Source organism: Nocardia sp. NPDC052254 (assembly GCF_040679495.1).
GTDB lineage: Bacteria > Actinomycetota > Actinomycetes > Mycobacteriales > Mycobacteriaceae > Nocardia.
Genome location: NZ_JBFAUW010000005.1, coordinates 39,140 through 64,154, shown reverse-complemented (window position 1 = coordinate 64,154; position 25,015 = coordinate 39,140). Strand labels below are relative to the sequence as shown.

General features: G+C 67.5%; 27 protein-coding genes. 13 read left to right on the top strand and 14 right to left on the bottom strand.

What is annotated here, in order from left to right; translation table 11 throughout:
• Nucleotides 1–2 precede the first annotated feature (2 nt).
• The 4 genes from AB0L57_RS14660 (at nucleotide 3) to AB0L57_RS14645 (ending at nucleotide 2,228) form a co-directional block, all read left to right on the top strand.
• Complete coding sequence (locus AB0L57_RS14660; protein WP_364961515.1) at nucleotides 3–767, top strand: hypothetical protein; 765 nt, start codon at nucleotides 3–5, stop codon at nucleotides 765–767.
• Nucleotides 767–1,021, top strand: coding sequence for a nickel-binding protein (locus AB0L57_RS14655; RefSeq protein ID WP_364961514.1), 255 nt, complete (start codon nucleotides 767–769; stop codon nucleotides 1,019–1,021). The genes AB0L57_RS14660 and AB0L57_RS14655 overlap by 1 nt, the downstream gene beginning before the upstream one ends.
• A gap of 27 nt (nucleotides 1,022–1,048) precedes the next feature.
• Complete coding sequence (mddA, locus tag AB0L57_RS14650; RefSeq protein WP_364961512.1) at nucleotides 1,049–1,846, top strand: methanethiol S-methyltransferase; 798 nt, start codon at nucleotides 1,049–1,051, stop codon at nucleotides 1,844–1,846.
• Nucleotides 1,847–1,967: 121 nt separating this feature from the next.
• Complete coding sequence (locus AB0L57_RS14645) at nucleotides 1,968–2,228, top strand: hypothetical protein (protein ID WP_364961510.1); 261 nt, start codon at nucleotides 1,968–1,970, stop codon at nucleotides 2,226–2,228.
• Between the two features lie 16 nt (nucleotides 2,229–2,244).
• On the opposite strand, the gene AB0L57_RS14640 is transcribed toward AB0L57_RS14645, so the two are convergent.
• The 4 genes from AB0L57_RS14640 to AB0L57_RS14625 all read right to left on the bottom strand — a co-directional run bounded on the left by AB0L57_RS14640 (nucleotide 2,245) and on the right by AB0L57_RS14625 (nucleotide 5,072).
• Nucleotides 2,245–2,781: an OmpA family protein gene (locus AB0L57_RS14640; protein ID WP_364961508.1), complete on the bottom strand. Its 537-nt coding sequence runs from the start codon at nucleotides 2,779–2,781 to the stop codon at nucleotides 2,245–2,247.
• A 62-nt stretch (nucleotides 2,782–2,843) separates the two neighbouring features.
• Nucleotides 2,844–4,238 carry a hypothetical protein gene (locus tag AB0L57_RS14635; protein WP_364961506.1) on the bottom strand — a complete coding sequence of 465 codons (1,395 nt, stop codon included), beginning with the start codon at nucleotides 4,236–4,238 and terminating at the stop codon, nucleotides 2,844–2,846.
• 44 nt (nucleotides 4,239–4,282) lie between these two features.
• Nucleotides 4,283–4,570: an SHOCT domain-containing protein gene (locus AB0L57_RS14630; RefSeq protein WP_364961504.1), complete on the bottom strand. Its 288-nt coding sequence runs from the start codon at nucleotides 4,568–4,570 to the stop codon at nucleotides 4,283–4,285.
• Between the two features lie 37 nt (nucleotides 4,571–4,607).
• The gene (locus AB0L57_RS14625) at nucleotides 4,608–5,072 is read right to left on the bottom strand and encodes a DUF6325 family protein (RefSeq protein ID WP_364961502.1); all 465 of its coding nucleotides are present in this window, start codon (nucleotides 5,070–5,072) and stop codon (nucleotides 4,608–4,610) included.
• Between the two features lie 325 nt (nucleotides 5,073–5,397).
• On the opposite strand from AB0L57_RS14625, the gene AB0L57_RS14620 reads away from it, so the two are divergent.
• The 3 genes from AB0L57_RS14620 to AB0L57_RS14610 are packed head-to-tail and all read left to right on the top strand — an operon-like array spanning nucleotide 5,398 to nucleotide 9,191.
• Nucleotides 5,398–7,230 (top strand): glycoside hydrolase family 15 protein, encoded by a 1,833-nt coding sequence (locus AB0L57_RS14620; protein WP_364961500.1) that lies wholly within the window; start codon nucleotides 5,398–5,400, stop codon nucleotides 7,228–7,230.
• 4 nt (nucleotides 7,231–7,234) lie between these two features.
• Nucleotides 7,235–8,614: an MFS transporter gene (locus tag AB0L57_RS14615; RefSeq protein WP_364961498.1), complete on the top strand. Its 1,380-nt coding sequence runs from the start codon at nucleotides 7,235–7,237 to the stop codon at nucleotides 8,612–8,614.
• Nucleotides 8,615–8,654: 40 nt separating this feature from the next.
• On the top strand, nucleotides 8,655–9,191 hold the full coding sequence (locus tag AB0L57_RS14610) for a hypothetical protein (RefSeq protein ID WP_364961496.1): 537 nt from the start codon (nucleotides 8,655–8,657) through the stop codon (nucleotides 9,189–9,191).
• A 43-nt stretch (nucleotides 9,192–9,234) separates the two neighbouring features.
• On the opposite strand, the gene AB0L57_RS14605 is transcribed toward AB0L57_RS14610, so the two are convergent.
• From AB0L57_RS14605 to AB0L57_RS14590, 4 genes are all read right to left on the bottom strand, one after another.
• Nucleotides 9,235–9,657 carry a hypothetical protein gene (locus AB0L57_RS14605; protein ID WP_364961494.1) on the bottom strand — a complete coding sequence of 141 codons (423 nt, stop codon included), beginning with the start codon at nucleotides 9,655–9,657 and terminating at the stop codon, nucleotides 9,235–9,237.
• A gap of 339 nt (nucleotides 9,658–9,996) precedes the next feature.
• Entirely contained in the window at nucleotides 9,997–11,427 is a 1,431-nt protein-coding gene (locus AB0L57_RS14600; RefSeq protein WP_364961492.1) for a DUF1254 domain-containing protein, read from the bottom strand.
• Nucleotides 11,428–11,576: 149 nt separating this feature from the next.
• Nucleotides 11,577–12,704 carry a phosphate ABC transporter substrate-binding protein PstS gene (gene pstS, locus AB0L57_RS14595; RefSeq protein ID WP_364961490.1) on the bottom strand — a complete coding sequence of 376 codons (1,128 nt, stop codon included), beginning with the start codon at nucleotides 12,702–12,704 and terminating at the stop codon, nucleotides 11,577–11,579.
• A gap of 176 nt (nucleotides 12,705–12,880) precedes the next feature.
• The gene (locus tag AB0L57_RS14590) at nucleotides 12,881–13,960 is read right to left on the bottom strand and encodes a CHAP domain-containing protein (RefSeq protein ID WP_364961488.1); all 1,080 of its coding nucleotides are present in this window, start codon (nucleotides 13,958–13,960) and stop codon (nucleotides 12,881–12,883) included.
• Between the two features lie 254 nt (nucleotides 13,961–14,214).
• On the opposite strand from AB0L57_RS14590, the gene AB0L57_RS14585 reads away from it, so the two are divergent.
• Nucleotides 14,215–16,110: an alkyl sulfatase dimerization domain-containing protein gene (locus AB0L57_RS14585; protein ID WP_364961486.1), complete on the top strand. Its 1,896-nt coding sequence runs from the start codon at nucleotides 14,215–14,217 to the stop codon at nucleotides 16,108–16,110.
• Between the two features lie 8 nt (nucleotides 16,111–16,118).
• Here AB0L57_RS14585 and AB0L57_RS14580 read toward each other — a convergent pair whose 3' ends face one another.
• The 3 genes from AB0L57_RS14580 to AB0L57_RS14570 form a co-directional block, all read right to left on the bottom strand.
• On the bottom strand, nucleotides 16,119–16,328 hold the full coding sequence (locus AB0L57_RS14580; protein WP_364961484.1) for a hypothetical protein: 210 nt from the start codon (nucleotides 16,326–16,328) through the stop codon (nucleotides 16,119–16,121).
• Between the two features lie 145 nt (nucleotides 16,329–16,473).
• A complete protein-coding gene (locus tag AB0L57_RS14575) occupies nucleotides 16,474–17,559 on the bottom strand; it encodes a dihydrodipicolinate reductase (protein ID WP_364961482.1) in 1,086 nt (361 codons plus the stop codon).
• Between the two features lie 40 nt (nucleotides 17,560–17,599).
• Nucleotides 17,600–18,652, bottom strand: a complete 1,053-nt coding sequence (locus AB0L57_RS14570) for a Rieske 2Fe-2S domain-containing protein (RefSeq protein WP_364961481.1) — start codon at nucleotides 18,650–18,652, stop codon at nucleotides 17,600–17,602.
• A gap of 164 nt (nucleotides 18,653–18,816) precedes the next feature.
• On the opposite strand from AB0L57_RS14570, the gene AB0L57_RS14565 reads away from it, so the two are divergent.
• The 3 genes from AB0L57_RS14565 (at nucleotide 18,817) to AB0L57_RS14555 (ending at nucleotide 21,358) form a co-directional block, all read left to right on the top strand.
• On the top strand, nucleotides 18,817–19,434 hold the full coding sequence (locus AB0L57_RS14565) for a TetR/AcrR family transcriptional regulator (RefSeq protein ID WP_364961479.1): 618 nt from the start codon (nucleotides 18,817–18,819) through the stop codon (nucleotides 19,432–19,434).
• A 101-nt stretch (nucleotides 19,435–19,535) separates the two neighbouring features.
• Complete coding sequence (locus AB0L57_RS14560) at nucleotides 19,536–20,249, top strand: GntR family transcriptional regulator (RefSeq protein WP_364961477.1); 714 nt, start codon at nucleotides 19,536–19,538, stop codon at nucleotides 20,247–20,249.
• 116 nt (nucleotides 20,250–20,365) lie between these two features.
• Entirely contained in the window at nucleotides 20,366–21,358 is a 993-nt protein-coding gene (locus AB0L57_RS14555; protein WP_364961475.1) for an LLM class F420-dependent oxidoreductase, read from the top strand.
• Between the two features lie 31 nt (nucleotides 21,359–21,389).
• Here AB0L57_RS14555 and AB0L57_RS14550 read toward each other — a convergent pair whose 3' ends face one another.
• Together AB0L57_RS14550 and AB0L57_RS14545 are read right to left on the bottom strand one after the other, a co-directional pair.
• Nucleotides 21,390–21,893 carry a nuclear transport factor 2 family protein gene (locus AB0L57_RS14550; protein WP_364961473.1) on the bottom strand — a complete coding sequence of 168 codons (504 nt, stop codon included), beginning with the start codon at nucleotides 21,891–21,893 and terminating at the stop codon, nucleotides 21,390–21,392.
• 64 nt (nucleotides 21,894–21,957) lie between these two features.
• Nucleotides 21,958–22,488 carry a hypothetical protein gene (locus AB0L57_RS14545; protein WP_364961471.1) on the bottom strand — a complete coding sequence of 177 codons (531 nt, stop codon included), beginning with the start codon at nucleotides 22,486–22,488 and terminating at the stop codon, nucleotides 21,958–21,960.
• 106 nt (nucleotides 22,489–22,594) lie between these two features.
• Here AB0L57_RS14545 and AB0L57_RS14540 point away from each other — a divergent pair, with 106 nt between their 5' ends.
• Both AB0L57_RS14540 and AB0L57_RS14535 read left to right on the top strand, forming a co-directional pair.
• The gene (locus AB0L57_RS14540; protein ID WP_364961469.1) at nucleotides 22,595–23,143 is read left to right on the top strand and encodes a helix-turn-helix domain-containing protein; all 549 of its coding nucleotides are present in this window, start codon (nucleotides 22,595–22,597) and stop codon (nucleotides 23,141–23,143) included.
• Nucleotides 23,144–23,174: 31 nt separating this feature from the next.
• Nucleotides 23,175–23,981 (top strand): methyltransferase domain-containing protein, encoded by an 807-nt coding sequence (locus AB0L57_RS14535; RefSeq protein ID WP_364961467.1) that lies wholly within the window; start codon nucleotides 23,175–23,177, stop codon nucleotides 23,979–23,981.
• A 66-nt stretch (nucleotides 23,982–24,047) separates the two neighbouring features.
• On the opposite strand, the gene AB0L57_RS14530 is transcribed toward AB0L57_RS14535, so the two are convergent.
• Nucleotides 24,048–25,004: a carboxypeptidase-like regulatory domain-containing protein gene (locus AB0L57_RS14530; protein WP_364962388.1), complete on the bottom strand. Its 957-nt coding sequence runs from the start codon at nucleotides 25,002–25,004 to the stop codon at nucleotides 24,048–24,050.
• Between the last annotated feature and the right edge of the window lie 11 nt (nucleotides 25,005–25,015).

The following is a 25,015-nucleotide window of genomic DNA, read 5'->3' as shown; positions in this document are numbered from 1 at the left end:
TCATGGCCGACACTCCGCGAGACGCGACACAGACGGTGATCGACCGGCCGGTGCTGTGGCCGGGAACCGAGGAACGGTTCGCCGGGTACGGAATCATGGGCCAGCCGTTCGACAGCGGTCACCTGCTGGCGCTGCGCCATTTTCCCTCGACCACGATCGGTGCGGGCTATTGCTCGGTGTGGCATCGGAATCCGCAGGGGCAGTGGACCTTCTACGCCACCTCGCCGCCGCGGCGGAGTTGCTCGCGATACTTCGCCACGGCGGCGAAGTCGGCGGTGCGCGTGCCGATCGGCATCGACTGGGAGGGCCCGTATGCGCTGCGGGTGCGTATCCCGGATGTGCTCGAGTGGCGGATGGAACTCGTGTCCACCGGTTTCACCCGCCTGTTCAACCTGCTGGGACGCCACGTCCCGCGCGCGGTCTGGCGCAGCGATCGCCTGCAGGCGATCGTGGGCCGGGTGGTCGGGCCGGTACTGGGGGCCGGGCAGGTGCGGATGAGCGGAATCGTGCCGAACGGACAGCACTTCGCTGCCGGACCTCGCCTGATGTGGCTGGTCGGTGACAGTCGCGCTCGCCTGGACGGCACCGATCTCGGGACACCCGCACCGCTGCCGCGGCAGCAGCGGCTCGGGGATTTCTGGTTGCCGCAGCGCGGCGTGTTCGTGGTCGCCAATGCCGCGTTCGAAGCATTCGACCCCGCCCGGCACCGATCCGTGCCGGTGTCACCGGCCGAAGGTCACCCCGCCCACTCGATCGAGGAATTCTGATGGCCCTGTTCATCGACGTACACGAACACCTGCCCGAAGGCACGACCGCCCAGGACGTGGCCGCCGCCCATGCCGCCGATCTGGCGATCCAGGGCGACTACGGCGTGAAATACCAGCGCTACTGGGTCGACGAAACCAGCCACACGGCGTTCTGCCTGGTCGATGCGCCGGATGCCGAAAGCGCCATCACCGTGCATCGCGAGGCGCACGGCCTCGTCCCCGACCGGATCTATCCGGTCGTCGAGGGCGCCTGACCGATCCCACCCGAAACGAGGCTTCCCATGTCCGCACACCGGCCCGGCACCTCGACCACCCGCCCCGATGCGTCCGCCGTGCTGATGGCGGCGTACGGACTGGTCGTCTATGCCCTGTTCGCCGTGGTGTTCGTCTACACGATCGGCTGGGTGGAGGGCCTGGTCGTGCCGCGCGACATCAACGAGGGGCCGGGGGCGTCGACGGCGGTGGCGATCGTGGCGGACCTGATCCTGCTGTCGATATTCGCGGTGCAGCATTCGGTGATGGCCCGGCCCGCGTTCAAACGCTGGTGGCTCCGCATCGTCCCGGAGCCGATCGAACGCTCGACCTACGTACTGGCCGCCACGGCGGCGCTGGCGCTGATCATCTGGCTGTGGCGCCCGCTGCCGGCCGAGATCTGGCATGTGTCACCCACCTCGGCCCGGGTCGTGCTGTACGTGATCTCGCTGGCGGGCTGGGCCCTGGTGCTGCTGGCGACCTTCGCCATCGATCATTTCGATCTCTTCGGCGTGCGCCAGGTACTGCGCAACCTGTCCGGAAAGTCTCCCGCCACACCGGATTTCCGGACTCCCGGCCTGTATCGGACGGTCCGGCATCCGCTCTACCTCGGCTTCGTGATCGCCTTCTGGGCGGCGCCCACGATGACCGCCGGGCGGCTGCTGTTCGCCGCCGTCACCACCGGCTACATCCTCGTCGCCATTCGGTTCGAGGAACACGATCTCATCGGTGTCTTCGGCAGTCGGTACCGCAACTACCGCCGGCAGGTTCCCATGCTCGTTCCGCACCCGCGTCGGCACGGCCACCCGCACCCGGTCGATATGTGACCCACGTCATCACACCCCGTCGCCCACGTAGGTGAAGTACGTAGTTTCACGGTCGCCGTTCGTCCCGGCATCGAGCAAGCTGTACGCGACCGCTCAGACAGAGTTAATCGCGAGGTCGCGGATGTATCGACAGCACAGCTTCAGCTGCCCCCTGCGGGCGACGGCCGCGGACGCCGGGTACCCGGCCCGCGCCGATGTGCACGTACGGATCTGGTTGAACGGCGTGGCCTTCGACTACCGGGCGGCCGCGACCGCGATCCACAATGTCATCCTCGATTGGCAGCGCAAGCGCTGGTGCGCGATCGAGATCATCGAGCACACCCTCGAGGACATGCTGCCCGAAACCCGATTGCCCAACGAGCGGCTGTTCATCGGTCCCTGACGGGTGACCGGCCCGGCTACCCGGTCTCGACCGAAATCGTGGCCTGATCGACCTGCACATTGCTCTCGGTCGGATTGCCTTCGGACTCGACGGTGACCCGCGCCTTGTCGACACCCTCGTTCTCCAGTGCCGTGACAATGGTGGCGCCCCGGGCCTCGGCGAGCGAGTCGGCCGCCTTGGCGTCCGTCCCGACGGCGTAGGTTTCGACCTTGATCTTGGTGTCGTTACCGTGCAGCGGTATGGCCACCGCCTTGATCGTGGCGACATCGACCGGGCTGAGATCGGAACTGCCCTGTTCGAAGGTGATCGGCGCCGCCGCCAGCACGCTGTTGATCGCGTTCTGGACCGCTTGCTCCGCGGAGTCGAGAGCCGAGCCGACGATCGACGACGCGGTGGTGGCGACGCTGCTGCGCAGCTCGGTGTGCTCGCCGCCCTGCGTGGTGGTGGTCGGAACCGTGACCGGGCCGCCATTGTTGTCGGAGGAACATCCCGCGATCGGAACCAGCGCCGCCGCACCGATCGCGAGTACCGCTACCACCTGCACGCGTTTCATGCTGCTACTCCTGTCTTCGAACGGATCCGGCGATGTGGTCGATCCCGGATGTGTGGACGATGTCAACCATTGGCCGCCGGATGCTCGGCGGCCGGTGGATCGGTTGTGGGCGAAGCGGTTTCGGCGGCCACCGCCGGCCGCGCGATCACCTCGATCGCCAGCAGCAGCACCCCGGTGACCAGCACGATCCCGATGACCACCAGACCGGTGGCATAGGACCACAGCACGAGGGTGAGCACCGCGCCGGCGAGTATCGCCAGACGCAACGGGATCCGGTATCGCGCGACGAACACCTCGACGGCACCGGGTGTGCCCGTGCGGCGCCTGCGCGCGAAAGCCAGCAGCCTGCCGCATCCCGAACGCACCGAGCGCGCCGAATGCGATGGTCCGGCAAGATATCCGGCCGCGGCCACGACCAGACCCACCACCGCGACCGCGCGCAGTGACGACCGCAGCGGATGGATCACCGTGTCGAACAGCGCCGCGGCGGCCGGTGCCGACAACGTGTCGGCCGGAACGGAATCGAGATAGACGCCGCGCCCGATCAACAGGCCGACGGCCAGGACCACCATCGCGACCGCCCCGGCGACACCGACCAGGGCGAGCGCCCGCAGACGCCGCCCGCCGGGGGCGAGCCAGACGGCTCCCGCCGCGGTGGCCAGGGCGATCCACGGCAGCACGTTCGCGGTGCGGTTCAGCGCGCGCAGCCACTTCTGATACTTCGGCAGTTCGGTCGCGTGGAAGAGCACGAAATGCGCGTCCAGATCGGGAATCCGGTCGGCGGCGGTGAATCCGCGCGCGTCGAGCCGGTCCCGCAGCGTCGCCAGCATCGGCTGCAGCGAGATGCTGACGGTGCCGTCGTCGCTGATCTCGACACCTGGCCTGGTCTTCCCGTCGATCACCCGCACCAGGGCCTCGTGGGCACGCCGGTTGGCGGCGTCCCACGCTTCGGCGAATTCGCTGCTGGTCACCAGATCCGTCGCGACCCGGTGGATGTAGTCCTGGGCCTGCGTGGCCACCAGCGGGGGCAGGCTGTTCAGGGCGGCGGTGACCCGTGGGCGATCCGACAGCTGCCCGACGTTGTCGGTGAGCGCGGCGACCGCGTCGGCGGTGAGGTCCTTGATGTCGATTCGGGTGACGACGGCATCGGTGAGTTTGTCCGCCAGTTCGTTCTGTATCGCCGGATCGGTCGCCAGCGGTGCGACGGTCGTGACGTAGCGGTCGGTATCGAAGATCTGGGAGCGAGCGAAGCGCGCCGTGACCGATCCGAGGATCAGCACTCCGGTGAGCACGAGCAGCAGCGCGGCACCGGTCCACCGCAGCGCGTGACCACGCCGCTGCGAACGATCCGACTCGGCCGCCACATAGGCTCGCAGCCGTTGGAGTTCCGCGCGGTCGTCGCCGGACAGCGCGTCATCGGGCGCCCGCGGGCGGGTGTCACCGTTGTCGGTGGACATGGTTTCTCATCGGGTTCGGCTACCTCCGATGGCGCGACCGGCCGTCATGACGCGAGGATGCGCGCCTTCTCCGTTGCGAACTCGTCCTCGGTGAGGACACCCTGGGCCTTCAACTCGCCCAGCTGTTTCAGGGCCGCGATCCGGTCCGCTCCGCCGGCGCCCGGTGCGGGAGGCGGGGGCGGAGGAGGGGGTGGCGGTGCCTGTTGCTCGTATGGTGTCCGCTCCTGCGCGGCCCAGCGCCTGCCCTGCCGGCGCGAGACGCGGTTGGAGACGGCGGTGGCCGTTCCGGCGATCGCCGCCGTACGAGCCACCCCCCGTAGCAATCCGGGCATTGCGTTCTCCTTTCCGCGCTTCGCACGCGGTTTCGGCTCAGTTCTCGGCGTCGAGGGAGTCCAGCGTCGAGATGATGGCCTGCACCGGGATACGGCCCGAGGCGACGAGTTCGGCGCCGCTGCGCCGCAACGCGACCGCCAGCGGCGCCGCCCAGGTGTTCTCGTAGAGCAGGACCGCGGCGGAGTGGCCGGGCTGCAGCGCGCCGCCGGCCTCGCGCATATCGCCCTCGTCGAGCAGTCCGGTCGCGGCCTCGGCGAACAGGGTCACATCCAGTTCACCGGCCAGACCGACGTCGCTGATGTCCATCCCGGTCAGGGAGCCGTCGGCCTCCTTCCGGACGAAGGCCAGGTCCAGCACGCGGATGATGTCGCGGTCCACCAGGTCCCGGAGCATCGGCAGTGCCGATCCGTCCGGTTGCCGGTCCGCGGGGAATTCGATGACGAGATAGTCGATCGGACCCATCTCGTCGATATCGGCAGCAGCGTTCACCGGGCACCTCATTTCTCGGCCGCCGTAAGCCTGTTGACAATGGACAACACCGATATCCAGGTCCGAGCCGACCGGCGACGACGCGAGCACGACCGGCGAGACGGCCCTGGTCCTTACTTGTTCGGTGCAGCCGGTCCTGCGGATTCACCTGCCGCCGCGGTATCGCCGTCGATCCGGGAAACGGTCCCGACCGCGTCGCATGAAGTTTGCTGGAACATTGCAAGAGTATTCCTCCGGCGCGTTTCTTGGGCGCACAATGAGAGGCGAGATGTGCTTCGGCGGACCGGCTCCGCGGCCGGACGGTCGCCTGGAGCCGACTCTGCCCGGAGGAGCGCCGATGGACCCGTATCCCCCGATCGCCGACCACGGAATAGTCGGTGATCTGCAGACCGCGGCACTGGTGTCGGCGGCAGGGACGGTGGACTGGTGGTGTACACCGCGCTTCGATTCACCGAGCGTCTTCGGTGCGTTGCTCGATCATGAGCGCGGTGGGCACTGTCGGGTCGCGGCAGATTTGCCGGAAGGCGATGTCGCCATCCGGCAGTTGTACCTGTCGGATACGGCGGTGCTGGTGACCCGGTTCATGGCCCCGGCCGGGGTCGGCGAGGTCGCGGACTTCATGCCGCCGATCGAGGGTGACACCCCGGCCGATGAGCACCGCTTGATCCGCATCGTGCGGGTGGTGCGCGGCAGTCTGCCGTTCTCGGTGGTGTGCCGGCCGCGTTTCGACTACGGCCGCGCCGCGCATCGGGCCGTCGCGCACGACCGTGAATGGGTCATGTTCGAGGGCCCGGATGTGACGCTGCACCTGCAGGTGTCCGATCCGGTCGTGCTCGATGTCGACGACGGTGACGCGCGCGGCCGCTTCACCCTCGGCGAAGGGGAGACGGCGGTGATCATGCTGACCGCCACCGCCGCGGGCGGGGACTTTCCGGCGAAGCCGCACCGGGCCGGCATCGGCGCCGAATTCACGCGATGCCGCACCTGGTGGCAGACGTGGTTGCGGCACTCGACCTATCGCGGCCGGTGGCGTGACATGGTGCACCGCTCCGCGATCACCCTGAAGCTGCTCACCTACGCACCGACCGGTGCGCCGATCGCGGCGGCGACCATGGGATTGCCGGAACAGATCGGCGGAGAACGGAACTGGGACTATCGCTACACCTGGATCCGGGACGGCTCGCTGTCGGTCCGGGCCCTCATCGATCTGGGATTCACCGCCGAGGCGTACGCCTTCCGGCGCTGGCTGCGCGCGCGGCTCGAGGCGGGCGGTACCGCATCCGGTGAGCCGCTGCAGATCATGTACCGCATCGACGGCGATCCGAAACTGGACGAACAGGTGCTCGAGCATTGGGAGGGCTATCGCGGGTCGGCGCCCGTGCGCGTCGGCAACGCGGCCGCCGACCAGATCCAGCTCGACATCTACGGCGAGGCGGCCGATGCGCTGGCACAGACCTCCGATATCGGCGGCATCGCCGGATGGCGGGTCTTCACCGGGCTGCTGGACTGGCTGGCCGGACACTGGGACCGACCGGACGAGGGCGTCTGGGAAACTCGCGGTGGCAGACAGGATTTCACCTACAGCCGGTTGATGACCTGGGTGGCCTTCGACCGTGGTATCCGGATGGCGACCGCATTCGCGCGGCCCGCCGATCTCGACGGCTGGACGCGTGCCCGAGACGCGGTGTTCGAGCAGATCCTCGCCCGCGGCTGGAGTACCGAACGCCGCGCTTTCGTGCAACATTTCCGCACCGAGGTACTCGACGCCTCCCTGTTGCTCATGCCGCGGATGGGATTCGTGTCTGCGCGCGACCCCGACTGGCTGAGCACACTGGACGCGATGGACCGGGAACTGGTCAGCGACAGCCTCGTCTACCGCTACGACCCCGCCGCGTCACCGGACGGATTACGCGGTGCCGAAGGCACATTCAACCTGTGCAGCTTCCTGTACGTGGAGGCCCTGGCACGGTCCGGACGCGTGCATCAGGCACGCTACGCGTTCGACAAGATGCTCACCTACGCCAACCATGTCGGGCTGTTCGCCGAGGAGATCGGGCCCTCGGGTGAGCAATTGGGCAATTTTCCGCAGGCGTTCACCCATCTGGCGCTGGTGGCGGCGGCCATGGCGCTCGACGACGAACTCGACCGCCTCGACAACGGGGCCGGGTGATGTGATGAGTGAGCCGGCGGCCCCGGAACGCCCGCGCGGCGTGCTGGTTCCGTTGGCGCTCGCTCAGTTCATCTGCAGTTTCGCGGGAACCAACATGGCGGTGATGATCACCGACATCAGCGACGACCTGAATGCCGACGTGGGCGGGGTGCAAACGGTGATCACCCTGTTCCTGCTGATCATGGCGGCATTGATGATTCCGGGCGGTAAGCTCACCGATCGCTACGGCCGCAAACGCTGTTTCACCGTGGGCTTGTCGGTCTACGGAGTCGGTGCGGTGCTGAGCGCTCTGGCACCGGGCCTTGGTGTGCTGGCGTTGGGTAACTCCGTCCTGGAGGGGGTGGGCACGGCGCTGCTGATCCCGCCGGTCTACATCCTGACGACTCTGCTGTTCACCGACACCGCCTCGCGCGCGAAGGCATTCGGTGTGGTGATGGCGATGGGCGGAATCGGCGCCGCCGCCGGGCCACTGCTCGGTGGACTGATCGCCTCGGGGCTCGGCTGGCGGGCGGCCTTCGCCTTCCAGGCACTGGTGGTGGCGGCCATTCTGATCTCCACCCGGCGGGTGCGCGATCCGATTCCAGCGGACCCGTCGCGCAAGCTGGACCTGCTCGGCACCGGGTTGTCGGCGGCCGGTCTGGTGCTGCTGGTGCTCGGAATTCTGGCCGCCGACAACGATTTACGCTGGAGCGCGGTGCTGATCGTGCTCGCCGTACTGGTACTGGCCGGATTCTTCCTGCACGTGCGTGACACCGAACGGGCGGGCGGTGATCCGCTGGTCTCGATGAGTCTGTTCCGCGACAAGGTGTCGAATATCGGCCTGGTGACCCAGCTGCTGCAGTGGCTGATCCTGATGGGCACCTCGTTCGTGGTGTCGGCCTATCTCCAGGTGGTCCGGGGGTACGACCCGATCGGCACCGGCGTGATCTTCACCGCCGCCACCGCGGGCCTGCTCGTATCGTCGCTGTCGGCGGCCCGGCTGGCGCGGCGCTTCGACCAGCGCACCTTGATCATGTCGGGATTCGGTGTGGTCCTGGTCGGTACGGTGGTGCTGATCGTGCTCGCCGGCAGCACGCTGAATCCGTGGGCGTTCGCACCGGGACTGTTGCTGATCGGCCTCGGGCTGGGCTCGATGCTGACACCGTCGGTGAACGTCGTGCAGTCGGCGTTCGGTGCGGACCAGCAGGGGGAGATCTCCGGATTGTCGCGGTGCGTGTCGAATCTCGGATCATCGCTCGGCACCGCCATCGCCGGTACCATCCTGGTCGCCGGTCTGAGCAGTCACGGCTACGCGTTCGCCATGCTCACCCTCGCCCTGGCCGGTGCCCTCGGCCTGTTCGCCGCGGCGGAACTGCCCACCGGAAAGCCGCTCGCACAACGGTAGCCGCCGCCCGGCGGACCCGACGAACAGAACCGGGAGAGTCATGGACAGCAGCCGCCAGGCATTGCTCCACGGCCCGCTGTTCTCCCGCCGGACACCGTTGGATCGTGACAACGCCGCACGCCGGATCAGTGCCTACGTCTACGGCAACATCCTCGTCCTGGCCGCGCTCATCCCGGTGACCACGACCGAAGAACACGTCGGCATCTTCGTCGTGCTGGGAACCTCGCTGTCGACCTTCGTCGCGCACGTCTTCGCCGAGGGCGTGGGGCAGGCCGTGCGGGAGAGCAAGGCGCTGAATACGGCTCAGCGCTGGGCCGAACTGCGTGATTCGGTACCGATTCTGAGCTCGGCGGTACTGCCGGCGCTGATCCTGGCCGTCGCCGCAGTCGGCTGGCTCGAACCGCGCACGGCCCAGATCGCCGCCGAGGTGGCGATCCTGGTGCGGATCGGCGGGATCGTGTTCGTGATCGAACGGCTGAAGGGGGCCCGGCCCAGCCGATCGACGCTGCTGGTGGCGTTGCTGCTCACGGCGGTCGCCACGGCGGTCGTCGTGATCAAGGTGGTGCTCACCCATTGATCGGACCGGGGCGATCGCACCCGGTCCGATCGATGCGCGACTGTCAGATGCGTTTCGGGTCCCAGGTGGCGATCGCCCAGATCACCACGATGTCGAGGGCGATGATCAGGATCGACCACCACGGGTAGTAGGGCAGCCACAGGAAATTGGCGAGAATGGACAGGCTCAGCAGTGTGATCGCCAGTACTCGCCCCCACGCCGCGCCGGTGAACAACCCGGCGGCCGCGGCCACCACCAGAATGCCCAGGATGAGGTGGACCCATCCCCAGCCGCTGGTGTTCCACTGGTAGGTGTAATTCGGTCCGGAGACGTAGATGTCGTCCTTGGCGATGGCCGAGATGCCCTGGAAGATCGAAACGATTCCGGCGACGACCAGCAATGCGGCGGCCGCGAGCGAGGTGCCCGCGGCGACGGTCTGCTTGGTGCTGGGTCGTTTATCGAATGTGTTGTGTTCCGTAGCCGTCACGACGGCTCACCCCTCTTCGTGAACGTCGCCGACGGAGTACCGACGGCGCGTACCGACATGAGTCGGATGATGGGTTTCGAGGGCGGCCCCTGCGCTGCCTCCTGACCAGCCGCCGCCGGTGCGGGTAATGGTCCCGGGTTGCCCACCGAGGGGTACAGGTGTGGACACGACTCGGTGAGCCATCCGGGCAACAGCAGGTTCGTAGCCGACCTCGCGGCAGATCTTCGCGGCGCCCGATGAGCCCGAAGCGTGACCGAATCTGCCCCGGATGTTTGCCGAATTCCGGGTCCGCCCTGGTCGGCCGGCCACCTCCGGTCCGTGCGGTGCGACCGGTCCGGATCATCGGTGATCGGCATCCAAGCGCTGGACTTCGCTGGGTCGCCACGTCTTGTCGAACCACGGCTGCAGTGGGCCGTACAGGCGCAGCATGGGAAACCAGCTCTTACCCGGCACCGTCCGGATCCAATTGCTCTCACCGTCGTTCGGTGGGGTGGGGCCGAACCGGAGTTCGGTGGAACCGTCGGGCGCGGAGCGCACCGTGCCGGTGAGGCTCATCAGGCTGGGATAGGGGTTGTCGGTCTGCAACAGGGAGCGGGTCTGGGTGTCGTAGAGGTCGACCGACCAGAAGTTCTTCGCGGGCGGATTCGGGGGCAGCGTGAGCCGATAGTGCTCGGCGCCGTCGAGGATCCGGCCGTCGGCGTCCTCGGCGGTGTAGATGTAGGCCGAACCCGCGCCGGGCTGGGCGTGCGCCATCGCGGGGGTGATGACGGTGGCGAAGTAGTGGAACTGGGTGCGCGCGTCGAGCAGGCGGGCGCCGTCGCGGAGGAATTCGTAACTGCCCCCGACGAATGCCTGTTTCCAGGAAGTTCCGTCGAAGAGGAAGGCCTCGGGGTCGCGGGGGAAGTACACCAGCGCCCGGCTGATCCCGGCGGCGGTGCGGGCGGCGGTGTCGAGTATTCCGCGCAGCCGGTCGTCCGGCCGGAACGAATGGCCGTGGCGGATGCCGATGGCGGCGAGCTGCCCGGCCCGTTCGGGATCGAGTGCTTCCGGCGGTTCCTCCTGGACGAGTTCGTCGACTTCCTCGTAGAAGGAGAAATCGTTGGCGTGCACGGTGTTGAAGACGCGGTCGGCGACGTTGACGAACATCATCTCGGGTGGGGCCCCGGCGTCGGCGAGCCGGTACACCCGGGTCTGCTTGATGGCGTCGACCCCGCCCAGTGCGCGGAACACCGCCCAGTTGGTGAAGGTGGGCGGGCGGTAGGTGAAATACCCGTCGGGTACCACGCCGCTGTAGCCGGGTGGCAGGAACAGGTATCTGCCACCCTGTCCGTGATCGGGGCCCGCAATGCCCATATCGGCGACGTAGCGGAACCAGAAGTCGTCGACCACGCACAGCGATTCTGTCGGCGGTTCGATCACGACCGGGCCGTCACGCAAATCGAAGAACAGTGTGCCGTAGGTGGTTTCGGTGTTGGGTGTGAGGAAGTAGCTGCCGGAATTCGCCCGGGGCTCGGTGATCGCCATCGTGGTGAGCCGGTCGATTCCGACACTGCGCAGGCCGCGGCGCATGGCGACGAGCGACGCTCCCGGAACGGCGCCGAGGAATGCCTCGATACCGCGCAGGAAGTCCAGTCCGGCGTAGAGCGTGGTGACCGAATCGGGTTTCGGCACACCGTCGAAGAAGTCGAATGTGCCCAGTGGGGTGCCTACTCGATCCGGTACGCCGATGCTGCGCAGCGCGTCGGTGAGCGCGTCGTGTGGATCGTTCATAGCCAGCTCCTCATCGGCGGATCGGTCGGATGCTGCCGACGCTAGGAGCAGGGGCGGTACCGGGCTTCACCCTCGTCAGGTGAAACGAATACGCCCCGCGGGCCGGGCGCAGGGCACCGGACCGCGGGGCGAAACGAGGTGAGCCGGGATCAGGAGATGGCGTTGATCGCGGTGGTGAGCTTGGTCTTGAACGAGTCGGGGATCGGGATGTAGCCCGCGGTGTCCAGGCCGGTCTGGCCGTTCTCGGTGGCCGAGGTCAGGAATGCCTTGACCGAGGTGGCGGTGGCGGCGTCGGAGTACTTCGAGCACACGACCTCGTAGGTGGCCAGCATGATCGGGTACGCGCCCGGATCGGTCGGGTTGTAGAAGGAGCTGGTGTCGAGCACCAGGTCGTTGCCCTCACCCTTGACCTTGACGCCGGCCACGGCCTTCTGCGCCGAGTCGACGCTCAGATCGACCGGCTTACCACCGGCGGCATCGGTGATGATGCTCGCGATGTGCAGGTTCTGCGCCTTGGCGAACGACCACTCGTTGTAGGTCACCGAACCGGGAGTGCGGGCGATGGCGGCGGAGGTGCCCTCGTTGCCCTTGGCGCCCTCACCGACACCACCGGCGAACGCCTTACCGGCACCCTTGCCCCACTCGCCCTTGGAAGCGGCATCGAGGTAGTGCTGGAAGTTGTCACTGGTGCCGGACTCGTCGCTGCGGAACACGACATTGATCGGCAGATCGGGCAGGGTGACGCCCGCGTTCTCGGCGGCGATGGCCGGATCGTTCCACTTGGTGATCTTGCCGTTGAAGATCTTGGCCGCGGTGGGTCCGTCCAGCGCCAGCTTGTCGACGCCCGGCACATTGAAGGTGATGGCGATGGGCCCGTAGACGGTCGGCAGGTTCCAGGCAGGCGCACCGCAGCGGGCCTGTGCCTTGTCGTATTCGCCCTTGTCCTTGCTCAGCGGGGAGTCCGAACCGCCGAAATCGGTCTGGCTGCCGAAGAAATCGTTCAGACCGGCGCCGGAGCCACTCGAGGTGTAGTCGAGGTTGTTGTCCGGGCAGTTCGTCTGGTACGCGGTGACGAACCGGTCCATCGCGTTCTTCTGCGCGGACGAACCGCTCGCCTTCAGTGCCTTCTTACCGCCGCAGTCGACGTTGACCTTGGCGGCCGCGGCGCCGCCGTCGGCCGTGGTGGTGGTGTTGTCGTCGCTGCCGCACGCGCTCAGTGTCAGAACGCTCGCCGCGGCGAGAACGCCGATGATCGCGCTGCCCTTCTTGAAATTCACAGATCCTCCGGACTTGCTCCGCCACAGCCGGTAACCACCGCCTGCGGCCCTCTGGTAGCCGTTCCCGAGGGAACGAGCAGGCCGGACATTCCACCCGGCGCACACGGAGAAGCTAGGGCGGCCCGGTGCACACCAGCACTGTCATGACGGAACGTTCGGTGAACAGTGGAATGCGGTCAGGCGTTGGCCGGTACACGGGCATCGGCGGGCGGGTGGACGACACCGGTGAAGTTGCTGCCGGACAGGTTGTAGGTGTGCTGGCGGACCGCGTCGCCGGAGTTGCCCTCGATGGTGGTGATGGTGTTGCCGTCGCGGGCGACGATCACGCCGATGTGGTTCTGCCCGCCGAAGATGACGAGGTCGCCGGCGCGGGCGCCGGAAATGTTGTCGGCCAGCGGTGGATTGTGGTTGACCGCATCCGACCACACGCTCGACACCAGGTTCGGGTTCTTCCAGTCGACATGGATACCGGACTTCTTCCAGACCCACGTGGCGAAGGACGAGCACCACGCGTCGTCGATGTTGTACGGCCGGTTCACGTGGTTGTTCGGCCCCTCGCTGACACCCAGTTCGTTGGTGGCGAAGCCCTTGATCTTCTCCAGGGTGTCGGCATCGGTGGGTGGAACGTAGTTGTGGCCCCGCCACGGTGTCGTCAGCGGCGCGGTGGTGCCGCCGTACCCGTCGCTGGTGGGGTTGCTCGGGAGCGACCCGGTGATGTGGTCGGCGTGCTTGCGGATGTCGGTATGTGCGGTCTGGATGGTCTTCTCCACGCTGGCGGACGCGGTGGCGCAGGCAGTTCGCAGCGGTCCCTCCACCGATTCGGGCCAGTACTGCTCGCCGGTATCGCGGTGCACGCTCGGGCCATGGGTCCGGGTGGCGGCGGAGATGGTGTCCTGCAGTTCGGTGATCGCCTCTTTGATCTGCTCGTTGGCTTTTCCCGCTGCGGAGTAGGTCCCGAATGTCGAGCTGTCGACTTTGCCGTCGTTGTCGTCGAGCTCGGTCTTGATGCTGGTCAGTGATTCGACGGCGTCGTTGTGAGCCGTGATCGACGTGGCGTGGTTGTTCTTGTCGATCAGGTTGTGCTCACGCAGCATCTGGATGAACTTCGGGGCCAGTGCGGGCGTGCCCGCACCCAGATTGTCGACATTGACCTGAATGGCGGAACGGGTCGTCGCGACCGCTTTCTTCAGAGTCTTCGACGCATAGCCGGGAAGGTGGAATTCCGGAACGACCCAATAATGATCGGTCGGGCTCATCGCTGCCTCCGATCGGTCGAGCGCGGTACGTCCACTGCCACCGGCACCTCCACGAGCGGCGACTGTCGCGAACCGGCGGCCCGCTCTCGTCGGTTCACGGTTGTCCGTCCGACCTGTCCATTATCGAGGGTTCCCCAGGTTGGAAACAGTTTCCGGAAATTCACCCGCGCCGGGTGAAGCCCGTACCGCGGGTCCCCGGAAGCGTGAGACGCGACTGACCACATCCATCCGGCGACGGCTCGAAGGAGTGCGCAATGACTGGTGTCAGCGAGGTTTCGGGACCGATCGAATCGCAGAACAAGGGTGCGGTGCAGTCACTCCCGTTCGGTGACGACCAGGATTTCGACGATGCCCGGCGAGGTTTCGTCGCCGCGCTCGAACCGGGCGTGGTGAAGAATTCGGCCGGCGATGTGGTGTGGGACAGCGACGGGTACGCGTTTCTGGACGATGACTGCCCGGCCACCGTGCACCCGAGCCTGTGGCGGCAGTCGAGGTTGTGCGCGATCCAGGGCTTGTTCGAGGTCACCGAGGGGATCTATCAGATTCGCGGGCTGGATCTGTCGAATATGACGTTGGTCGAAGGTGATGTCGGAGTGATCGTGATCGATCCGCTGATCTCGGCGGAGACCGCCGCGGCCGGGCTCGCGTTGTATCGCGCGCACCGTGGTGACCGGCCGGTGACGGCGGTGATCTACACCCATTCGCACATCGACCATTTCGGTGGTGTGAAGGGTGTGACCACGGCCGAGGAGGTCGCGGCCGGCAAGGTCCCGATTCTGGCCCCGGTGGGTTTCGTGGAGCACGCGGTGGAGGAGAACGTCTACGCCGGAACCGCGATGGGCCGGCGCGCGGCCTACATGTACGGCGCGGCGCTACCGCGCGGCCCGCGAGGCGCGGTGGGTGCCGGGCTGGGCCAGACCACATCCACGGGCACCCCGACGCTGATCACCCCGACGCTGGACATCACCCACACCGGTCAGAGCGAGGTGGTCGACGGGGTCCGCATCGATTTCCAGATGACACCGGGCACCGAGGCGCCCTCGGAGATGAATTTCCACTTCCCGGAACGCCGCGCGCTGTGCATGGCCGAGAACGCGACCCACACCCTGCACAATCTGCTGACGCTGCGCGGGGCGCTGGTGCGCGATCCGCACATCTGGTCGAAATATCTGACCGAGGCGATCAACCGGTTCGCCGGCCGGTCGGATGTGCTGTTCGCCTCGCACCACTGGCCGACCTGGGGAACCGATCGACTGACGGAATTCCTTGCCCAGCAACGTGATCTGTATGGCTACCTGCACGATCAGACGCTGCGCGCGCTGAACAAGGGTGCGACCGGAGTGGAGATCGCCGAATCCATCACGCTGCCACCGGCTTTGGAAGCGGCCTGGAATACGCACGGCTACTACGGTTCGGTCAGCCACAATGTGAAGGCCATCTATCAGCGGTACATGGGCTGGTTCGACGGCAATCCGGCCACCCTGTGGCAGCATCCGCCGACCGAATCGGCGAAGCGGCACCTGGAGTTCATGGGCGGCGCCGACGCGGTGGTGGCCAAGGCCCGGGATTCTTTCGCCGCGGGCGATTTCCGCTGGGTGGCACAGGTTCTCAACTATGTGATCTTCGCCGAGCCCGAGCACGCCGAGGCACGCGCACTTCAGGCCGACACCCTCGAACAGCTCGGCTACGGATCGGAGAACGGGACCTGGCGCAACTTCTTCCTGATGGGTGCCTACGAACTGCGCAACGGTTCGGTGGGCACGCCGACGGTTGCCGCCGCGCCCGACATCGCGGCCGCGCTGAGTGTGGAGCAGTTGTTCGACGCGGTCGCGCTGCGGGTGGACGGGCCCAAGTCGTGGTCGGCCGACATCACCATCGATTGGCGGGTCACCGACGAGAACCTCGTGCACCGCGTCCACCTGCGCAACGGCGTCCTCGTGCACTTCGACGTCGAGGGTGAGGTCCCCGCCGCCGACGCGACCTTCACCCTCTCCGGCGCCGCCCTGCACGTTGCGCTGCTGGGCGGCAAGGATATTCAGCAGATGATCGGCGACGGCGAGATCTCGGTCTCGGGTAATCCCGCGGTGCTGGCCGAATTGGTCGGATATCTCGACAACCCGGACCCCGACTTCGCCATCGTGACCCCGTAGACCGGGTTTCAGCTGCCGAGCAGCGGCGCGACCGCGGCTCGGGCGAGCATCTCGGCGTGACCGCGCGGTGCCACCTCGGCGTCGGCACCCGCGGCGTAGTAGCGCAGAAATGCCTCGTGGAAACATCCGCCGATGAGCAGCGCGGCGGCCGCTTCGGGATTCGCGCCGGGGGCAAGGCGGCCGAGGGCCTGCTCGCCTGTCGCGCGGCCACCGCTCACCATCTGTTCCGACGTGATTGGGACACGGTCGCGCGCAGCCACGGGCTCGAACTGTTCGTCGATCACATCCATCTCAGCGATCGAGGCGCGGCGATGGTGACCGAACTCGTCGCCGGCTGGCTGCGGCGCTGACCCGGCCGTCGGCTCAGAGGTTGAAGCGGCCCGCGAAACTGCGCAGCGGCAGGTCGGCGCTGGTGATGATGCCGGGGCGGGCCGCGACGACGGAGGTGATGGCGTTGAGGGCGGGCAGGCCGGTCACCGTCATGCCGATGGAGGCGAAGTTCGCCGGGTCGGACAGGTCGAATCCCTTGCGCGGGAAGATCATGTGCTTGCTGTAGATGCTGGGATCGCCGGTGACCTGAGTGATGTAGCAGCCCTTGATGTTCCACGCCGGGTCGGTGTGCGGGGTCATCTGCCATTCCAGGTGCGACTCCACCCGCGCCACACCGTCGACCATGCCCTGGTACTTGATGTAGTTGGCGCCCAGTGAACCCTTGGGCAGGAAGTACCAGCCCAGATCGACATCCTTGGTGCACGCGCCGAGTTCGTAGCTGAAGGTGACCTCGTCGAGTTCGAGGCCGAAGGCATCGGCCATGAGGTGGACCGAGTCGGCGAACACCGCGGTGTATTTGTGCAGCGAGTCCGGGATGGTGGGATCGTCGATCGGGCGGCCGTAGCCGACCGCCTTCCAGGTGTCCACGGAATGATGGCAGGACACGTCGACCGATTCGGTGACCGTCACATTCTCGATATCGGCCACGTCGGCGGTGTGCACGATGCCGAGGATCTGGCACAGGCCCGGGTTCATGCCGGTGCCGTAGAACGTGGAACCACCACGCTCACAGGCGGATTGGATGACATCGCTGACCTTGCGCCCGGACGGGTGCGGGTGGTTGGTGTCGCGGTGGTAGCCGGTGATCCAGTCGGCGGTGGTCACCACGTCGATACCGGCTTCGAGCACCTTCACGTAGAGGTCCTCGTCCGGGAAGACGCCATGGAAGGTGAGGACATCGGGCCGGGCGGCGATGATCTCGGCGACGGTTCCGGTCGCGGTCACGCCGATCGGGCCGATGCCGACGATCTCGCCGGCGTCGCGGCCGATCTTGTCCGGGGTGTAGCAGTGCAGGCCGGCCAGTTCGAGGTCGGGGTGATCGCGGATGCGGCCGATCATCTCGGTGCCCAGATTGCCGGTCGCGACCTGGAATACCCGGATCTTGTCGGAGGTGGTCATCGGGGGCCTTTCGGTAGCTGCGGAAGCGGGGACGGTGCGCTCAACGGTCGGCACGAGCCGCGGGCCGCACGGCGCCGGTGTGCGGATGGCGCGGATCGGCGCCCGCGGGGCCGCCGTCGGGATAGAACTGCCGCGCCCAGGTCCGCAGGGCGGTGAAACCCTGGAATTCCTTGCGCGACAACGCGGGCGGATCGGAGTAGCGCTGATGCGACCAGATCTCGATATCGGCCTCGAACTGCTCGATCACGAAGTCGGCCATGGTCTTTCCGTACCGGGTGAGTTCGGGGGAGTCGTCACCGGGTTTGCGGCCGATCCATACGGTGAACCGCACATCGGAGGTGCGCTCGTCCACCGGTGTCACGGCGGGCATGGTGCGGTTGTCGACCATGCCCCAGCTCTTGGTGATCGAACAGCCGAGCCCGGCGTTGATGGATTCCACACCGCTGCTGATCTGATCCTCGGCCACGTTCTCGTCGAAGGCGATGGTGAAATCGACGTGGGACACCGGGCCGGAGAAGTCGTGCCGGGTGAACTCCGGGACGAACGGCGTCCCGTGCACGGTCGTGAAGTGCGCGAAGTCGACGCCGTTCTCCATGACGTACTGCGGATGCATCTCGAGCCCGGGCCGGTAGATGGTGGCCGCGGGGACCGGCGGATAGTAGTCGGCGGCGGTCCGGTCGTCACCGAAGGCCGTGAACAGGTCCGGCACCTCGAAATACGGTGCGCGGCCGTCGATGTCGTACCAGATCCAGACCGCTTCGTTGCGTTCGACGACCGGATAGCTGCGGATGCGGCGGCCCTTGTTGGGGTGGGTCTCGTACGGGATGCACACATTGCGGCCCTCGCGATTCCACTCCCAGCCGTGGAATGGGCACACCAGATTCTCGCCCTCGACGCGGCCGCCGTAGCCGAGGTGGGCGCCCAGGTGCTCACAGTAGGCGTCGAAGACCGACAACTCGCCCGACGCCGAGCGCCAGGCGACCATCTCCCGGCCGAAGTATTTCATCTTGTGCACGGCACCGACCGCGATCTCGGTGCACCAGGCGACTTGGAACCAGCCCGTCGGTTCCATCGACAGGGGTGGTGGTGCCATCTGCAGATCCTTCCGGCAAACGAGGCGCTCGGGCCGCGTGGGACGCCCGGCGTCGGTGGCGCCGATCACCTGCGGCGCCCATAACCGTAGAACCCTCTTCGAAAGAATACAAGAGGGTTGTGTGAAACTGGATATCGCAGGTCGGGCCCATTACAATCGGCGTCGTGACGGACGCGGCGGTAGGTGGACGGCGGGCGAACCGGCGCGGTATCCAATCCCGGGAGAGCATGCTCGAGGCGGCGATCGCCTCGTTGGCGACGGGGGATCGCGCGGCGGTCTCGGGTAACCGCATCGCCCGCGATATCGGCGCGACCTGGGGGGTGGTCAAGTATCAGTTCGGTGATATCGATGGACTGTGGGCCGCGGTGCTGCGCCATACCGCGGACAAGCGCGGCGACCTGCCCGCCGGCATCAAACCCGATGGCACACTGCACGAACGGGTCGATGCGCTGATCCGCACGATGGCGGTGGGGCTACGCCGGCCGGAATCGCTGGCGATCGAAACCCTGCGCGCGGCACTGCCGCGCGATCACGCCGAACTCGAGCGGGAGTACCCCCGCACCGCCGCGGAATTGGCGTCGTGGAAACCGAATTGGGATCAGGCCTGCGAACGGGCATTCGCCGATCTGGGACTGGAACCGGTGAAGGTGCGCCGGGTGGCGGCCCTGATCCCCGCGGCCATGCGCGGCATCACCTCGGAACGAACGCTGGGCACCTACGGCGATCTCGACGACGCGCTCGAGGCGCTCATCGGCGGCATCGTCGCGTATCTCGGGAAGTGACCCCGCAAACCGGCTGCCAGCTGCGCCGGTGTTGATATTCTCTTCTTTCGGTAGTGCGCCGCGTGGTCTGCACGATCGGTCACGGCGGAAGAAGGGTTTTCGTGGCAGTACGAACGGGTCCCGGTCTCTCGGGACGGAAGCTGCCGTTACCGCAACAGATCGCACACCATATTCGCAACTGGATCATGTCGGGTGTGATCAAGCCCGATGAGTTCATCCGGCTGGACGAGGTCGCGGAGAAATTGGACGTCAGTGTGACGCCGGTGCGCGAGGCCCTGCTCACCCTGGCCGGGGAGGGGGTCGTGCGGGTGCTGCCGCGGCGCGGATTCGCCGTCGTCCGGTTGAGCCGCGACGATATCGCCGACATCTTCTGGGTGCAGGCTCAGCTGGGCAACCGGCTGGCCCAGCGGGCGGCGCAGCAGATCGACCCCGCCGGTTTCGAACTTCTCGACGACAGTGTGCGACGACTGGCGGGTGCCGTCGCCGACGGTGATGTCGATGCGATCGCCGAATGCGAGTTCGAATTCCATCGCACCCTCAACCGGGCAGCCGGTTCGCCGCGGCTGGCCTCGTTCCAATGGAAGATGGGCTGGTACGCGCCCTATCGCCTGTACGCGGCCGATCCGGACTGGGCCGAGTTCGCGATCGACTGCCACCGACGGCTGGTCGCCGCACTGCGCAAGGGCGACAGTGAGCTGGTGGCCGCCGAGAGCCGGCGCCTGTACGAGGACGCGGGCCGGCGCCTGATCGCGCACCTGGAACGGTCCGGAGTCTGGGACGGGGCGGACTCCGAGCCGGCCGACGTCGGAGTCTGAGACGAGATCCGGGCGGCGGATGCGATTGGACGCGCGCAGCGCGGAAACCTTGCCCGCGCCCGGGTGAATCGGAAGAGTGACAGCCGAATCCTGTTCTCTCACCGAGGAGGCGCACCGTGCGTTTCGGCATCTTCGTTCCCCAGGGCTGGCGGCTGGACCTGGTCGGCATCGATCCGGCGCGGCAGTGGCCGGTGATGCGGGACCTCGCCCGCCGCGCCGATGATGCCGGGGTGTGGGAGTCGCTGTGGGTCTACGACCACTTCCACACCGTGCCGGTGCCCACCGAGGAGGCGACGCACGAGGCGTGGACGCTGATGTCGGCCTTCGCGGCCAGCACCGAGCGCATCCGGCTCGGCCAGATGTGCACCGCGATCGCCTACCGCAATCCGGCCCATCTGGCGAAGATCGCCGCCACCGTGGACCTGATTTCCGGCGGTCGCGCCGAGATGGGCATCGGCGCCGGCTGGTACGAGCACGAATGGCGTGCCTACGGATACGGATTCCCCACTGCCGGACAACGATTGGCGAAGCTGGACGAAGGGGTGCAGATCCTGCGCCAGGCGTGGACCACCGGTACCGCGACGCTGGCCGGTGCGCACTATCGGGTCGACGGGGCGATCGTGCGCCCGCTGCCGTTGCAGGAGGGCGGGATTCCGATCTGGGTCGCCGGTGGCGGCGAGAAGGTCACCCTGCGGATCGCCGCGAAATACGCGCAGTACACCAACTTCTCGGGTGATCCGGAGACCTTCGCGCACAAGTCCGAACTGCTGCGCGCGCACTGCGCCGACGTGGGCTCGGATTTCGAGGCGATCACGCGCAGCGCCAACTTCAACACCCTGGTCGGTGCGACCGAGGCCGAGGTCGGCGACCGGATCGCCGCGCTGGCGGCCCGGCTGGCGCCGGTGCTGGGCGCCGAAGCCGCCGAGGCGCAGCTGGCCACCTGGTTCGCCGACTCCCCGGCCGTCGGCACACCCGAGCGGATCGTCGAAAATCTCACGCGGATCCGCGATCTCGGCCTCGGCTACGCGATCCACAACTTCCCGGAATCCGCCTACGACACCTCGGGTGTGGAGCTGTTCGAGCGTGCCGTGATCCCCGCGCTGCGCTGAGCCGGTCGGCCGAGACGCTGCACAGCGCCGGCTACCGGGTGATCCGGCAGTCGGCGTCGATCGGCCGGGTGATCGACCAGTTGCGGCGGAAGCGGCACGCGGACATCTTCCACTGCCCGTCGCGGCGCAGATAGTCGTCGTCGTACTCACCGCTGGTGACGGTTTCGGTGTTGTCGATCAGGTTCACCTGCCGGAATCGCAGGGTCCACCGCCCGGTGGCGGTGCTCTCGTCGTGCACGTCGATGGTGGCGTGCATGCCGTGATGCATATCGAGAATCACGTCGCGGCCCTCGACCTGTTGCAGCGCGATGGATTCGAAGACCGCGGCCATCCCTTCGGCGTCGGTGCTGCCCAGATCGCCGTAGTCCACGCGTGCGCCGGCGATGAAGCAATCGCGAAACCCGCCGGGGTCCTTGGCATCACAGGCCCGGAAGTACCGGTGTTTGAGCGCCTTGATCTCCTCGACGGCTTCCCAGCGGGCCAGCCGTCCGGCCAGTTCCGCGATATCGGCGGCAGCCGGTGACGGATCGGACATACAACCTCCTCCGAGGATCGGTGCCGCCCGGACGGCGAGCACCGCACCTCGCAGGCGAACCTACCTATTCGGGGTCCTCGGGCGACAGTGACCTTCCCGCAGGCCGGAACGGTCCGCAACCGGCGCTCCGGCCGGCGCGTTCGAGCAGCGATCGAACGAAGGCGAGATGTCCGGGCACCACGGGGAACCACGCATCGGGCGCACGGGTGCCCCGCATCGCGACGAAGGTGGCGATCCGCACCGTGCCGTCGCCGACCTCGACCACGAGTTCACCGTGGAAGTCCAGTCCGGAATCGGCGCGCAGCACAACGCATTCCGGTGCGGCGATGGTGATCCGCCAGCCCGCGACGGTGCCGGGTGCACCGGGGGTCAGGTCGAGCCCGATACCTGCCCAGGCGGCGGTGAGCGTTGCGCGGACGGCCTCGGGGACCTCTTCCATGATCGCGCGTGCCCACTGCTCGGCGGTGCGCGTGGTGGCGACGGGAGTCTCGAGGACGTGGCAGTCGATGTAGACGACGTCGGTGAGTGTGCTGAGTGCGAGGAGGTCGTCGGAGATTCCCTGCTGCCGGACGACCGGGGAAGTGACTACTGACATGGCGAGAACCTTCCGGTTTCTGCTCAATAGATACAGAACAGTACTGTATCTATTGAGGGGTGATCTAATCAAGGGCGCAGACGAGCCGGTCGACAAGGAGAAGGTGATGGCACCACCCGTGCGCACCCCGCGGCAGGCGTGGATCGACGCCGGGCTGGCCGTACTCGCCGAACACGGACCCGACGCGGTGCGGGTGGAGGCGCTGGCATCCCGGCTGGGGGTCACCCGGGGTGGGTTCTACCGCCAGTTCCGTTCTCGCGACGAACTGCTCGAGGCGATGCTCGGCGACTGGGAGCGCCGTGCCGTCGACGACGTTCTCCAGCAGGTCGAGCGCGAGGGCGGGGATCCGCGGGACAAGATGCGGCGAGCCGGAATGCTGACCTTCGCCGAGGATCTGACCCCGCTGGATCTCGCGATCCGGGCCTGGGCGCGCCGCGATCTCGCCGTGGCGCAGCGGCTGCGCGAGGTGGACAACGCCCGGATGGACTATCTGCGCGGTCTGCTGGAGAGCTCCGGGGTCGACCCCGAGGATGTCGAAGCCGTTGCGCTGCTGGCGTTCTCGGTGGTCATCGCCAACCGCCTGATCAAGGCCGATCATCCCGGGCAGAGTCGTGACGAGGTCCTGCGGCGAGCCCGCCGTCTGCTGTTCGAGTGAGTTCGCGCAATCGCCGGGCATACTGGGCGGGGTGAGCGAAGAACATGGTGTTCCCTCCTTTCACATCGACCAGGTCCATCACCCCGAACAGGACCTCATCGTCGGAGTTCTCGACGATCAAGCGCGGTTACCGGGTGTCGTGCGGATGCGGCAGTGGGCCCGGGACGCACTGGCCGTGCTGCCCGGTGACACCGCGCTCGATCTGGGTTCCGGGACCGGTAGCGAGGTCGTCGAACTCGCGCGGCTGGTGGGTGAGCGGGGCCGCGCCGTCGGCGTGGATCCGAATCCGGCGATGCTGAGCCTGGCGCAGGAGCGGGCGGGTGAGGTGAAGACCGAATTCGTCGAGGGCTCGGCCTACGCGCTGCCACTGCCGGACGCCTCGGTCGACGCGGTCCGCTGCGAGCGGGTGTACCAGCACCTGGACGATCCGGCGAAGGCGACCGCGGAGATCGCACGGGTGCTGCGTCCCGGTGGGCGGGTGGTGCTGATCGACAGCGACTGGGCGACCGCGGTCTACCATCCCGGCGACCCGGAGATCATCGGGAAGCTGACCCAGCGGATGGCGTCGACCAGTCCGAATCGCAACTCCGGCAGGCAGTTACGCGGATTGCTGGCCGGGGCCGGATTCGTCGTCGACGACATCGGGTCCGAGGCGGTGATCTGGGAACCGGACATGGTGCTGCCGATGTACACCATGATCACCGAACGCGGTGTGGCGGAAGGGATCATCACCGAGGCGCAGCGCGATGCGCTGATCGCCGATATCGATCGAGGTGTCGCGGCGGGTGACTACCACTTCTCGGTGACGATGTTCGCGGTGGTGGCCCACAAGCCCTGAGCCGGTGGGCGAACGACCCCGCCACCCGATGGGTCCGGGTGGCGGGGTCGTCTGTTCGTGGCCGGACTAGTTCTCGGCGGCGTGCCGGGCGGCGACCGGCAGCTGCGCCGATACGGCGGCCGTAACGCCGTGTCCCAGTTCGATATCCAGATCCCGGCCCTGATCGCGCACGACCACCGAGCTGTGCACCGGCGCGTAGCCGGAGGCGACCAGGGTGTAGGTGCCTTCGTCCAGGTCGGCGAAGGTGTAGCTGCCGTCCGGGCCGGTGATCAGCGAGTCGACCACATTGCCCACCCAGTCGGTGAGGGTGACCCGGGCTTCGGGCAGCGGGCTGCCGTCGGTGCCGCGGACCACGCCGCGCACCCGGGCGCTGGGGCGGAGCACGATCTCGATCCGGGCGAGCGCGGTGTCGGTGGCGCGCACCGAGACCGCACTCGGATGGAAACCGGCGGCGCTGACCGCGACCGTCACATCGCCCTCGGGCAGTTCGGGCAGGCCGAAGTCGCCGGCGCTGTCGGTGGCCGCGGAGGCGAGCACCTCACCGCGGACGTCGAGTGCCGAGACGCGGGCGGCGGGGACCGGCGCGCCGTCGTCGTCGCGGGTGACCGTTCCGGTCAGGCCGGCCATAGCGGTGAGCGCGACCTCGCACGGCATCGGCATCGATCCCAGCGTCACCGTGGACGCGTCCGGGCGGCGGCCGTCGGTGGAGGCGATGAGTACGTAGGAGCCGGGTTCGGGAGCCGTCAGTTCGAAGTATCCGTCGCCGGCCGACACCGTCCGGTCGATCTGGCGGCCCGAGGTCGAGATCAGGGTCAGGACCGCGCCGGCCAGAGCTGTGCCGCGGGTGTCGCGCACACGGCCGAACGCCACCGGACCGGAGGTCGCCGGCTGCCGGTCGGGTTCGGCCGTGGCGGCGAATTCGGAAGCCGCGGGGGCACTGCCGGTGTCCACGACCGGAGGTACCGGGGCGGCGGCCGCCCCGGAATCGGCGGCGACCACGGCGGGAGCGGCTGCGGGCCGCATGGCCGGGATGA

What these genes read in the sequence shown, in the direction of transcription:
- AB0L57_RS14660 (WP_364961515.1), top strand. Translation starts at nt 3, where the DNA reads ATGGCCGACACTCCGCGAGACGCGACACAGACGGTGATCGACCGGCCG.
- AB0L57_RS14655 (WP_364961514.1), top strand. Translation starts at nt 767, where the DNA reads ATGGCCCTGTTCATCGACGTACACGAACACCTGCCCGAAGGCACGACC.
- mddA (WP_364961512.1), top strand. Translation starts at nt 1,049, where the DNA reads ATGTCCGCACACCGGCCCGGCACCTCGACCACCCGCCCCGATGCGTCC.
- AB0L57_RS14645 (WP_364961510.1), top strand. Translation starts at nt 1,968, where the DNA reads ATGTATCGACAGCACAGCTTCAGCTGCCCCCTGCGGGCGACGGCCGCG.
- AB0L57_RS14640 (WP_364961508.1), bottom strand. Translation starts at nt 2,781, where the DNA reads ATGAAACGCGTGCAGGTGGTAGCGGTACTCGCGATCGGTGCGGCGGCG.
- AB0L57_RS14635 (WP_364961506.1), bottom strand. Translation starts at nt 4,238, where the DNA reads ATGTCCACCGACAACGGTGACACCCGCCCGCGGGCGCCCGATGACGCG.
- AB0L57_RS14630 (WP_364961504.1), bottom strand. Translation starts at nt 4,570, where the DNA reads ATGCCCGGATTGCTACGGGGGGTGGCTCGTACGGCGGCGATCGCCGGA.
- AB0L57_RS14625 (WP_364961502.1), bottom strand. Translation starts at nt 5,072, where the DNA reads ATGAGGTGCCCGGTGAACGCTGCTGCCGATATCGACGAGATGGGTCCG.
- AB0L57_RS14620 (WP_364961500.1), top strand. Translation starts at nt 5,398, where the DNA reads ATGGACCCGTATCCCCCGATCGCCGACCACGGAATAGTCGGTGATCTG.
- AB0L57_RS14615 (WP_364961498.1), top strand. Translation starts at nt 7,235, where the DNA reads ATGAGTGAGCCGGCGGCCCCGGAACGCCCGCGCGGCGTGCTGGTTCCG.
- AB0L57_RS14610 (WP_364961496.1), top strand. Translation starts at nt 8,655, where the DNA reads ATGGACAGCAGCCGCCAGGCATTGCTCCACGGCCCGCTGTTCTCCCGC.
- AB0L57_RS14600 (WP_364961492.1), bottom strand. Translation starts at nt 11,427, where the DNA reads ATGAACGATCCACACGACGCGCTCACCGACGCGCTGCGCAGCATCGGC.
- AB0L57_RS14590 (WP_364961488.1), bottom strand. Translation starts at nt 13,960, where the DNA reads ATGAGCCCGACCGATCATTATTGGGTCGTTCCGGAATTCCACCTTCCC.
- AB0L57_RS14585 (WP_364961486.1), top strand. Translation starts at nt 14,215, where the DNA reads ATGACTGGTGTCAGCGAGGTTTCGGGACCGATCGAATCGCAGAACAAG.
- AB0L57_RS14575 (WP_364961482.1), bottom strand. Translation starts at nt 17,559, where the DNA reads ATGACCACCTCCGACAAGATCCGGGTATTCCAGGTCGCGACCGGCAAT.
- AB0L57_RS14570 (WP_364961481.1), bottom strand. Translation starts at nt 18,652, where the DNA reads ATGGCACCACCACCCCTGTCGATGGAACCGACGGGCTGGTTCCAAGTC.
- AB0L57_RS14550 (WP_364961473.1), bottom strand. Translation starts at nt 21,893, where the DNA reads ATGTCCGATCCGTCACCGGCTGCCGCCGATATCGCGGAACTGGCCGGA.
- AB0L57_RS14545 (WP_364961471.1), bottom strand. Translation starts at nt 22,488, where the DNA reads ATGTCAGTAGTCACTTCCCCGGTCGTCCGGCAGCAGGGAATCTCCGAC.
- AB0L57_RS14540 (WP_364961469.1), top strand. Translation starts at nt 22,595, where the DNA reads ATGGCACCACCCGTGCGCACCCCGCGGCAGGCGTGGATCGACGCCGGG.
- AB0L57_RS14530 (WP_364962388.1), bottom strand. Translation starts at nt 25,004, where the DNA reads ATGCGGCCCGCAGCCGCTCCCGCCGTGGTCGCCGCCGATTCCGGGGCG.